9 protein-coding genes are annotated in these 11,109 nt (G+C 52.0%); 1 reads left to right on the top strand and 8 read right to left on the bottom strand.

Annotation, left to right across the window (positions count from 1 at the left end; all coding sequences use genetic code 11):
• Nucleotides 1-452: 452 nt before the first annotated feature.
• The 4 genes from speA to LKE08_RS00985 all read right to left on the bottom strand — a co-directional run bounded on the left by speA (nucleotide 453) and on the right by LKE08_RS00985 (nucleotide 4,187).
• On the bottom strand, nucleotides 453-2,414 hold the full coding sequence (speA, locus tag LKE08_RS01000) for a biosynthetic arginine decarboxylase (protein WP_324702326.1): 1,962 nt from the start codon (nucleotides 2,412-2,414) through the stop codon (nucleotides 453-455).
• Between the two features lie 240 nt (nucleotides 2,415-2,654).
• A complete protein-coding gene (locus LKE08_RS00995) occupies nucleotides 2,655-3,029 on the bottom strand; it encodes a group 1 truncated hemoglobin (RefSeq protein WP_324702325.1) in 375 nt (124 codons plus the stop codon).
• Nucleotides 3,030-3,118: 89 nt separating this feature from the next.
• Nucleotides 3,119-3,838, bottom strand: a complete 720-nt coding sequence (locus LKE08_RS00990) for a nuclease-related domain-containing protein (RefSeq protein WP_324702324.1) — start codon at nucleotides 3,836-3,838, stop codon at nucleotides 3,119-3,121.
• Nucleotides 3,839-3,998: 160 nt separating this feature from the next.
• The gene (locus tag LKE08_RS00985; RefSeq protein ID WP_324702323.1) at nucleotides 3,999-4,187 is read right to left on the bottom strand and encodes a hypothetical protein; all 189 of its coding nucleotides are present in this window, start codon (nucleotides 4,185-4,187) and stop codon (nucleotides 3,999-4,001) included.
• A gap of 283 nt (nucleotides 4,188-4,470) precedes the next feature.
• Between LKE08_RS00985 and LKE08_RS00980 the strand changes: the two genes are divergently transcribed.
• Nucleotides 4,471-5,115, top strand: coding sequence for a CatB-related O-acetyltransferase (locus LKE08_RS00980; protein ID WP_324702322.1), 645 nt, complete (start codon nucleotides 4,471-4,473; stop codon nucleotides 5,113-5,115).
• Nucleotides 5,116-5,190: 75 nt separating this feature from the next.
• Here LKE08_RS00980 and LKE08_RS00975 read toward each other — a convergent pair whose 3' ends face one another.
• The 4 genes from LKE08_RS00975 to LKE08_RS00960 form a co-directional block, all read right to left on the bottom strand.
• Nucleotides 5,191-6,420 carry a DNA methyltransferase gene (locus tag LKE08_RS00975; protein ID WP_324702321.1) on the bottom strand — a complete coding sequence of 410 codons (1,230 nt, stop codon included), beginning with the start codon at nucleotides 6,418-6,420 and terminating at the stop codon, nucleotides 5,191-5,193.
• 5 nt (nucleotides 6,421-6,425) lie between these two features.
• Nucleotides 6,426-7,226, bottom strand: coding sequence for a hypothetical protein (locus LKE08_RS00970; RefSeq protein WP_324702320.1), 801 nt, complete (start codon nucleotides 7,224-7,226; stop codon nucleotides 6,426-6,428).
• Nucleotides 7,227-7,448: 222 nt separating this feature from the next.
• Nucleotides 7,449-9,458, bottom strand: coding sequence for a transketolase (tkt, locus tag LKE08_RS00965; protein ID WP_324702319.1), 2,010 nt, complete (start codon nucleotides 9,456-9,458; stop codon nucleotides 7,449-7,451).
• 585 nt (nucleotides 9,459-10,043) lie between these two features.
• Nucleotides 10,044-10,991 carry a hypothetical protein gene (locus LKE08_RS00960; protein WP_324702318.1) on the bottom strand — a complete coding sequence of 316 codons (948 nt, stop codon included), beginning with the start codon at nucleotides 10,989-10,991 and terminating at the stop codon, nucleotides 10,044-10,046.
• Nucleotides 10,992-11,109: the final 118 nt, after the last annotated feature.

Below are 11,109 nucleotides of genomic sequence, written 5' to 3'. Positions count from 1 at the left end.
AATCACCTTGATATAAGGGTTTCAAGGTTTGTCCCTCCCAGGAAACTGTAAACAGACGAGCGCGATACCTGCGATAAATCAGATCCGGTAAAATACCCGTAAACAAACCGGTTGAATATTCGCACCGCTTGGGAATCAATTCCCCGAGGGCGCAAGCCAGGGGCCCCTACCAGCAAAAATCCTCGCTTCGTGGATTGGGGAGGTTGAGGAGGGGATAACCGGATCTGATATGAAATACTTAAACCTCTCGATTCTATAGCAACCGACAAGATAGTTAGGACACTATTACTCCAACCGAGTCCACGCAAGCGTGGACTTTTGCGATTCGCCTTGAAATTCATTTCAAGGCGGGTCTAAAATTGGCTTAAAACTCTCGATTCCAACTCTCCCCCCCTTACGAAGGGGGGGCTGGGGGGGGATAATCTTACGAAGGGGGGGCTGGGGGGGGATAATCAACTTTGACTCAAATAAGTATATCGCCCGAGGCTGCGTTCGTAATTTTGCAGCAGCAGTTGAGATTCTTCCAGGGTGATTTTTTGGGCTTGCAAAGCCGCTTCCGTCTGCCGGCGGATGCTTTCAATCAAGTCCTCGCCGTCATATTGGACGTAACCCAAAACCTCGGTCATCGTGTCCCCTTTTACCACATATTCCACCTCGTAACCTTGGGGATTGAGTTTGATGTGGACGACGTGGGTATCGCCGAATAAGTTGTGCAAATTTCCCATAATTTCCTGGTAGGCGCCCGCCAAAAACATGGCGAGATAGTAGGGTTTTTCCGGTTGCAGGGGGTGAAGTTCCAGAATGGATTTGACATCTTTCCAGTCGATAAAGCGGTCTATTTTGCCGTCGCTATCGCAGGTCAAATCCGCCAAAATTGCCCGCCGGGTGGGTTCTTCGTCGAGGCGGTGGATGGGCAGGATGGGGAACAGTTGGTCGATCGCCCAGGAGTCGGGGGCGGACTTGAAAACGGAGAGGTTGGCGTAGTAGATGGAAGCCATAATTTGTTCGAGATCGCCGAGGTCTTCGGGGATGATTTCTAAATCGCGGATGGTCGCCCGAATTTTGTGGCAGCAGGCCCAATACAGTTGTTCGGCTTTGGCGCGATCGCGCAAATTCAAATAGCCGAAATTGAAGACGCTAATCGCCTCTCCTTTAAATTGAACCGCGTCGTGGTAGGCTTCCTGGCAGTTATTTGGATTGATAGATTGGTAAGTTTCGGCGAGGTTGCGGAGGATCAGATGGTCGTCTTCGCTGACAGAAGGAATATCTTCCGAGGGCGGTTCGCTGCTGCCGAGAACGTCAAATACTAAAACCGACTGGTGAGAGGCGATCGCCCGCCCACTTTCGCTGATCAAAATGGGGGCGGAAATTTTCCGTTCTTCGCAGGCTTCTTTCACTTCCGCCACGATGTCGTTGGCGTAGTTTTGCATATTGTAATTTTTGGAAGCGGGGGCGTTGGTTTTGGACCCGTCGTAGTCCACCCCCAAACCGCCGCCGACGTCGAGATATTGCATATTCGCCCCCAACTCGGCGAGCTCGACGTAAATTTGACTGGCTTCCCGGATGGCGTCTTTGATGGTACTGATGGAGGAAATTTGCGATCCGATGTGGAAGTGGAGGAGTTGCAAACAGTCCAGCATCCCCGCGTCTTTGAGGCGATCGCAGGCTTGAATAATTTCCGGGATGGTGAGGCCGAATTTGGCGCGATCGCCCGTGGAACCGCCCCAGCGTCCGATTCCTCGGGTTCCCAATTTCGCCCGGACACCCAAAATGGGTTGAATGCCCAATTTTTGACAGGCTGCGATCGCCAGTTCGACTTCCTCCACCTGTTCCATGACGACGATCGCCGTCTGTCCCAACCGCCGCGCCAACATCGCCGTTTCGATGTATTCTCGATCTTTGTAACCGTTGCAGATCAGCAGCGCCCCGGGGGTGGTGAGGGAGGCCAGGGCGATGAGTAATTCCGGTTTCGATCCGGCTTCGAGCCCAAACTGGTGGGGCTCTCCGAAACGAACTAAATCTTCGATCAGGTGGCGTTCCTGGTTGCATTTGACCGGGTAGACGCCGCGATAGACTCCGGGGTATTTGTAGCGGGCGATCGCTTTGGAAAAGCAGGCGTTGAGGCGTTCGATGCGGTCTTTGAGGATGTCGGGAAATCGGATCAGCAGCGGCAGTCCCAGGTTGCGTTTTTTCAGAGATTCTACCAGTTCGTAGAGGTCGATGGAACCGCCGCGATCGCCTTGGGGAGAAACGGTGATGTGACCGGCGGCATTGATGGAAAAGTAGGGTTCGCCCCAACCCTGGATGCGGTAGAGTTTCTCGCTGTCTTCGATCGCCCAGGTTTTGGCGGGGGAGGAAGTCCCGTTTTGAGAAACCGGATCGGAGGGGGGAGTCGGAGGGGGGTGCAATTTCATCGAGTGTCGCGATCCTCACTATTAACTGTCGTTTGGACAGTATAGCTTGCGAGGAGAAAAGATGGCACCGATAGGGCCGGCATAGATTTTAACGGGATAGGGCCGGCACGGAGGCAGAGCCCCCACGGCTGGTTATGGCAGTGTGAAATGATGATTGAAAATTCAATCCAATCCAAGCCCCCAGAGTTGGGGGTTTGGGGGCGATACAATTGACAAAAAATTCGATGCCGGTTTTTCGGATTAACGATTCAAAACATCGCTGCGGTGTTGCTGGGAATTGACGACTTGCGAGGCTTCGTCGATGAGTTCTTGGGGGACATCGAGTTCTTCGAGGGTGGCGACAAAATTCTCAACGATCGCATCGAAATGGCGATCGTCCATCCCCATTTCTTCGACATATTTTCTGTGGGATTCCCGCATGGGCGCCCCGGTCCAACGTTGACCACCGCCGAAGGCGTAGGTCATGAAGGCTTTTTGATGTTGCCTCTGTCTTTTCATGTCGGTATTGGCAAAAAAATGATTGATTCGCTCATCCGCCATCACCTTGTCATAAAATTTATTGACCGCCACATCCACGGCGGGCTCTCCGCCCAATTTTTCGTACAGACTGGTCATATCAAAGATTTCCGAAATACTGCCGTTTAGTATACTACGTAACGGAAAATTTTCGCGTCTTCCTTAAGACAGGCGATCGCCACAATCTTTTAAAGCGATTTTTTCTTTAATTTTGGCTTGGGCTTCGGTGATGGTTTTGAATCGGGCAAATGTTCGTAATTTTGGATCAAATTGGTAATCTTTAAAACCCGGTCTTCTGTCAGACATTCGGGCGATCGCATCATCATGGAAACCAAATCTTGAATGCCGGTCAAAACGGGAACCGAACAGTCTTTCGCGCCGACCCATTTGGCAATGGGAAAAACGACGGGTGCGACGATACAATCGGGGGGCAAACCGGGAATTTGCGGATCGAGCCAACGTCGCAACATATCCCGGTGATAGAGGCTTTGGGAAGTCGGACTATTTTGGACGGGAACCCACTGGGAACCCTCCCGGCGTTTCCAGTTGTCCCGGTAGGCGGAAAAGGAACCTTTCCACGTTTTGACCTCGATCGCGAAAATCCCCCGATTTCCGACAACCAGCAGGTCAATTTCGGTCAGGCGTCGGGTCGTCGTGGGAATGAAAGCATTTTTAAAGAGTACCCAATCGTTGGGAAATGTCATCAGCAGGAGGGAAACCAACCCTTCCCCGAGATTTCCTTTCACCTGATTGCGAATTTGTTTGAACTGAAAAACTCCCGATCCGATCGCGCCGAAGAGGCCGCCCCCCAAGGCGTCGCTGACTTCCTGCCGTTGCGTCGAGACTTTGCGATCGATGCCCCGGTTAAAGGTGGTTTTAAGAGCGGATGATTGCTGTAGGACTCTCATCGTTAATTTTTGTGAATTGAATGGTCTGACAGGTGCGATCGCGGCGATGGGGTTGTCTGCTTGAGTCCAACGTAGAGTCCAAAATCGATTGATGTTAAATTATGTTAAAATCAGTTCGCGTTTGGCGTTTTCAACCCGATCGCCTGCGATCGCTCTCAATTTACAGTTCCTTCAGATTCCAAGGGGGGGCAACCAGACGGCGAATTTGGTCGGCGATCAGGAGCGTCTCGTAGCTGTCGCCATTGATGGTGAACAGGATGCCGTCACAGAGTGGCGTTGGGGAATATTCCCGCAACAATTGAAACAAACAGGGTGAAACTTTCTGAATTTCCAGTTTCAGTGTCTTCATGGGTTTTCCTCACTCGGTATCGTGATATTGGTGAGCCACTAAAATCTAGTGTAAGCGATCTCAAATACAGTTTGACAGGGGGAGATTACGGAAAACCGGTACAAATACTCACCCGGGATGGGCGGTCAACCGAAAAAATACGGAGAAGTCTCAATAACGGGTTATGCTGGGATTAAGGAAGGGAAAAGGCAACGGATCGTCATTCACCGGACGCGATCGCGAACAGAATCGATTCTACAAAGGTCAAAAAAATCTAAAAATTAGGATTGAAAAGGTCGAGAATATGACGGACAGCGAAAGAATCGGACCCGACCCCAACTGTTCCTATCCCCTGCGGTATTATGGGCGGTTGTGCTTCCTAAAAAACGTCGTCAAAAATCCCAATATCATCGTCGGGGATTACACCTACTATGACGATTTCGAGAATCCCGAAAACTTTGAAAAAAACGTCCGCTACCATTTTGACTTTGTGGGGGATAAACTGATTATCGGGAAATTTTGCGCGATCGCCAGCGACGTCACATTTATCATGAACGGGGGCAACCATTCCCTCGAAAATTTCACCACCTACCCCTTCTGGATTTTCGGGGAAGGTTGGGAAAAAATGACCCCCAGTTCCGACAATTCCCGGGGCGATACAATCATTGAAAATGACGTTTGGATCGGCTACAAGGCGACCATCATGCCGGGAGTTCGGATCGGAAATGGGGCAGTTGTCGCAACCCATGCGATCGTGACTCGGGACGTGGAACCTTACACCATTGTCGGCGGCAACCCGGCCCAACCGATTCGCAAGCGGTTTGGTGACGATGTAATTGAAATTTTACAGACCTTGCGTTGGTGGGATTGGGAGATCGAAAAAATCACCGAAAATCTCGAAATTTTGTGCGGTGACAATCTCGAAAAATTGAAACAATTACAATCTTAAATAGGTGGGGGCGATCGCGGTTATTCTTCCCATCTTGTAAACTGTAATTTACAGCCGAAAATTTTGCTTGTCAAATTAAGGATGCCACCGGGCAGAGACGCAAAATTCAAACAATTCTTTTTTACTGTTGCGCTTTCTCAAGATATGACTGGATAGATTCGTGTACCCCAGACGGTGTAGAGAAAGTTTAAATATCTCTTGGGTGGGAACCTGAATTCCATAGAAACTGGAATTTCCGACAATGTAATATAAACGTCCTCCCGGACACAGACGACTCCGTAAACTCTTAAAATGCAGGTGCATATCATGAAAATACCGCATCACATACTGAGCCATCAAGTGGGAATTTTTACGATCCAAAGCGGCGATCGCACCGACAATTTCATAGAGGCGATCGGGAAGTTCGCGATCGGTGGGAGTCCAATTTGCCAATCGACTGGTCGCGGAGCCCCACGTTCCCCCGATCGCATCCCAGTCTAGATCTGCGGCTTCGTGGGCAACTTTGATAAACTTTAACCAGTACATATATGGACGAAGTTCGCGAATGTAACTCATGCGATTTGGATAGGGGGGAGAGGTAATCACGTCCGTATATTTTTGCAAGTTATTGATATCGCCCAGATTTCGAGAATCGCCAAAGTGAATGTTGACATCTCCGGTGATGCGATCGCCAGTCGTGTCTAGAATTGAATTGAGAATATCTGTAAATAAAGTCTGAATCTGTCGAATTTCAAAAGGGAAAACCGAATCCGAAAAAGACATGGATACATGGTCGAACTTGGCCGATGAAGTTTCGATCAGCAACCGGCAAAATGCCACCCAAAGCAAATGATACGAATTCCGCAGGCTGGGTTCGCCAAATTCCAAAACCAATCCTTCCCGCAGTGCAGATAAAATCTTCAAGGTGGGGTCACTCCACCATCTTTGTATGTTGTAAAGTGGGGGAACCCAATTTTCTGTTTCGACTAAATCGATTAAATTTTTCAGCAGGCGATCGCATCTGGATTTTATCTCTTCAATGTGCGATCGCTTATAATTCTGACATTTGGCAGTTCCAAACCAAATCAAAAATGGATTAATATCGACCAAATCTGCCTTTATACCCCGTTCGCCGGCGACAAGTCCCGTCGTCGCCGTCCCCGAAAATGGATCGAGAATGACAGATTGAGTCGAAGCACTGTCCAGCAATTCTGAAACCAATTTCACCGAGTAAGCCGGTGTCAGCCGGAGCCATCCATGTCGTCCGAGCCTGTGATTATATTGAAATGTATAATCGGAACGCCTGGTAATTTTTGAGGTCGGCATTTTGATCATCTCCCACTCAGTAACGTTTCCAAAACGATTCTCACTTCATTTTTTATGGCGTCCGTATTTCTTCTAAAAAAATCGGCTAGATCGTAATTTAAGATTTGCCTCGTAAAAGCATAAATAGAAATGAGAGGGTCGTCATTATCAACGCCGATTAAAATACCACAACGATTATTTTTATATCTTAAAATAAGATCGGCATCGATTTGCGCTGAGAAAATTGCAAAAACTGGCAAGTAACTGCTTGCCCAAGCAACGGTCGCATTGTCAATATCTGCATTTTGTCTTTTACTATCTTTGCTTTTATATCCTTGTCGAACTTCAAAAACAATTCCTCGGCTCGGTTTTTGAACGTCAATTAAATCGCAACAGTAGCCATCGAACCATCGGTCAATATTTTCAAGAATTGCATTATTGTTGATTTTAGACAATTCTAACCTTGCATCTAACGATAACTTTTTGGTCTTGCCAGATTGGGTTTTAGCCGTGTACGACCATTCGGCAAAATCTCGATTGGTGTATCCAGTCGTATCGATAATAATTTCTCTAAATAAACGCTCACAACCAATTCCAATTTGTCGATAAATAGAGGTCATACCTCCCGCCGCCCGATGAGCCGCATACATCAGTTCATTATCTAAGCCGATCCAAGAATAAAATGGATCTGAACCATACAGGGCTGTAAATTCGTCCAATAAATATCCTTTTGAGGTCTGACTATTTCCAAATTTAGGACGATAATTTTTACACCTTTTGAGGGGTTCTAAAAATAAAGACAAATATTGACTGTCATTTGGGGGCATAATTATGGGCTCTATTTATACGGTAGAAAAGAGGGAAGAGGCCACAAACAAAAGAGAGAAAAAAGTGGCATTCATCGTCTGGGTTTCAAAATTGGTGGATGTCAAACACTATTATGGCAATTGCCATCGATTGAAAAACGCAGGGAGGCTTTCAATAAATCAGGGTACAACAGCGTTGTACCCCGACTCAGAAAAACGGATATTTCAAACTAGGCGATCGAATTAACCCAGCAATTCCTTCGCCTTCGCGACCACGTTATCCACGGTGAAGCCGAACTTCTCGAGCACCACGCCGCCGGGAGCGGACGCCCCGAAGGTATCGACGCTGATGGTGGCGCCTTCGTCGGTCACGTAGCGGCACCAGCCGAAGCTGACGCCGGCTTCCACGGCCAGACGCTTCTTGACGGACGCCGGAAACACGGACGCTTTGTAAGCCGCGTCCTGCTTCTCGAACAGCTCCCAACTGGGCATGGACACCACGCGGACTTTCTTGCCCTCTTCCCGCAACTTAGCCGCCGCATCGACGCAGAGGTAGGTTTCGCCGCCGGTCCCGATCAGGATGATGTCCGGGGTGCCGTCGCTGTTGTCGCTGAGGATGTAGGCGCCCTTGGCGACGTTATCGATGGAGCTGCCCTCCAGGTTGGGGAGTCCCTGGCGGGAGAAGGCCATCAGGGTGGGGTGGTGGCGATCTTCGATCGCAACCTTATAAGCCCCAGATGTCTCATTTCCGTCCGCCGGACGAATCACGGTCAGATTCGGGATCAACCGCAGGGAGGCGATGTGCTCAACGGGTTGGTGAGTCGGGCCGTCTTCGCCCAGGGCGATGGAGTCGTGGGTCATCACCCAGAGGACGGGGGCTTCCGCCAACGCGGACAGGCGGATGGCGTTCCGCATATAGTCGGTGAACACCAGGAAGGTGGCGCCGTAGGGGATCAGACCGGAACCGTGGAGGGCGATGCCGTTGCAGATGGCGCCCATGCCGTGCTCGCGGACGCCGAAGCGGAAGTTCCGGTTTTCATACTGACCTTTTTGGAAGTCGCCCAAACCCTTGAGCAGGGTTTTGTTGGAGGGGGCGAGGTCAGCCGAACCGCCGATCAGTTCGGGGAGGGCTCCGGCGATCGCATTTAACGTCGCGCCGGACTGGTTGCGGGTGGCATCCTTCTTGCTTTCCGGGGTGTAGGTGGGTAATGCTTTTTCCCAACCCTCGGGCAGCTTCCCGCTCAACATCCGCTCCAGGGTAGCCGCATCTTCGGGATACTTGGATTTGTACGTCTCGAAGGTAGCTTTCCACTCGTCCTCATATTGGGCGCCGCGCTCGATCGCCTTGCGGAACTGCTTCAGGGCGTCGTCGGGGACCACGAACTCGGGATGTTCCCAACCCAGGTGGTCGCGGGTGGCCTGCACCTCATCCTTACCCAGAGCCGCGCCGTGGACGTCGTGGGTGTTGGCCTTGTTGGGGGAGCCGAAACCGATGGTGGTGGTAACTTTAATTAAAGAGGGTTTGTCCGTTACGGCCTTGGCCGCTTCGATCGCATCCGCGATCGCATCCAAATTGGTGTTGCCGTCGGAAACGTGCTGGACGTGCCAGCCGTAGGCTTCAAACCGCTTGGCGACATCTTCGGTGAACGCCAGATCCGTCGAACCGTCGATGGAGATGTGGTTGTCGTCGTAGAAGGCGATCAACTTCCCGAGGCCCCAGTGTCCGGCCAGGGAGCAAGCTTCCCCGGAAATTCCTTCCATGTTGCAGCCGTCGCCCAAAATGGCGTAGGTGTAATGATCGACGACAGTGCAATCCGGCTTGTTGAAGCGGGCGGCGAGGTGGGCTTCCGCGGCGGCCAGTCCGACGGCGTTGGCGATGCCCTGTCCGAGGGGGCCGGTGGTCACTTCGATGCCTTCGGTGACGTGGTTTTCCGGGTGTCCGGGGGTTTTGGAACCCCACTGGCGGAACTGCTTGATATCGTCCAAGCTGACGCTATCGTAACCCGTCAGATAGAGAAGGGCGTACTGCAACATACAGCCGTGGCCCGCCGAGAGGACGAAGCGATCGCGGTTGAACCACTTGGGGTTTTTGGGGTTGTACCGCATGAAGCGATCCCAGAGCACGAACGCCATCGGCGCCGCGCCCATCGGCAATCCGGGGTGTCCGGAGTTCGCCTTTTCTACCGCGTCGATCGCGAGAAAGCGAATGGAATTAATGCAGAGTTCTTCGAGTGATTGGGTTGCAACAGCCATAGTTATCTTTATCTATCTGCTTGCTTAGGTGTGAGTGCCGGAGCCAGGAAACCAGATGATTGGGGTTCTATATTAAGAATTGCTCTGGAATCGTCCTCGGGCTGCATCTGCGATCATCTCATTTGGAGGGATCGTCAGGCAAGGGACTCGATCGTTTTGGGATCGGGGCGGTAACTCGACCGGCATCTCCCCCTCCGGGAAGACGGCGGGAAGGTTCCACCGCATCACTGCCAACAGTTCCGGTAATGACGCTCAAACGGAAGCGGGTCTGCCAATAGAGTACCACGGCGGGGGGCGATCGGGAGCTTCGGTAAGCGGGGGAAGCGACCGGAGGCGGAGGAGGCGGAGGGGAATTAACCCTCTGTGTTTCTCTGTGCCTGGAGTGGTAAAATTCTAGCCGTCCCAACGTATTTCCCTAGTGCTATCGCAACGATCGCTCGCGCAGTTACAGTTGAAATGGGGTCAGAAATCTTCAAACCCTTATAGAAAAGCAGTTTCAGTTCCCGACTCCCGATTCCCGACTGCCGAGGACCGCGCGTAGTGCTATCGATCCGGTTGAATCTCCAAACCGCAACCGCTCGGAAATCAATTTCCCGCCGACTGCTGGCAAATCGCCAGGGAATATTCCCCCGTCGAGCAGGCCTGTTCCGCCATCCCCAGGGCGATCGCATCGAATAGGGGTGCCGCCCACCGCCGCCCGTCGGGAATGGAACCGGCTTTTTCCACAATTTCCACCGCCTGGGCAACTTCGATGATGGCGATGTGGGGATTATATTCCGCCGCCCTCTCGATCATCGGATGCCAAGCCAGAGAATGCCCCTCGCGATCGCTCTTTCCCCCCCGCACCCTCGGGCCGATATTCACCAACCGCTGCTGCTGGTAAAATGATGCCATCCTCAACTGTAGCCTCGATTCCCAGATGCGATCGCGGGGATGCAACCCCGTCACCAACATCTGCGCCCCCGGCCGGGGGTTCGCCTCGTTCCCCACATCCGCATCCGCCGTCAGGACGACAGTCTGCACGTTGCGATTGCCCCGGTGCACCCCGGCGATGAAGTGCTCCAACGCCTGGAACCCGTCCAGAGTTTCCCCGTACATCTGAATCGTGGGGGTGAGGACATAAAATCCCAAAAACTCCAGACGCCGTTTCATCTCCTCCACGGTGATGGAATTCCACAGCCGCCCGACGGAGGTCCCGTAGACTTTGGCGCCCGATTGTAAGCCGTTGCCGGTATATTGCATCGGCAAAATGGCGATGGGTTTGTCCGTGTCGATGCGGATGGGGGCGACGTCCGCATGGGTCCAGTTGCGGCCGGTGTAATTGTAGCGGACCCGGTAGATCCCCCGTCCGGCTTCAAATTGGTAAACGCGGCCGTCGGGGACGATGGTGACGGCGCCGGAGTGGGGGGAGGCGGCGGGAGTCCGGCGGGGGTAGTTGGCGACGGCGGAACCGGTTTCGGGAATCCCGGCGGCGGCTAATGTGAACGGGATCGAGGCGATCGCGGCCAAACCCAAAGCTATCGTGATTTTCATGGACCTCCACATTGTGAATCTGTATTATTAAAGCGCGAGATCGCAATATCTGCTCCCCCCTTACTCCCCCCTTACTCCCCCCTTACTCCCCCCTTTCTCCCCCCTTACTCCCCCCTTA

Source organism: Lyngbya sp. CCY1209 (assembly GCF_035615495.1).
In the GTDB taxonomy this organism is placed as follows: domain Bacteria; phylum Cyanobacteriota; class Cyanobacteriia; order Cyanobacteriales; family Microcoleaceae; genus Limnospira.
Note: the sequence above shows the minus strand (reverse complement) of the source record. Positions and strands in the feature narration are given on the sequence as shown.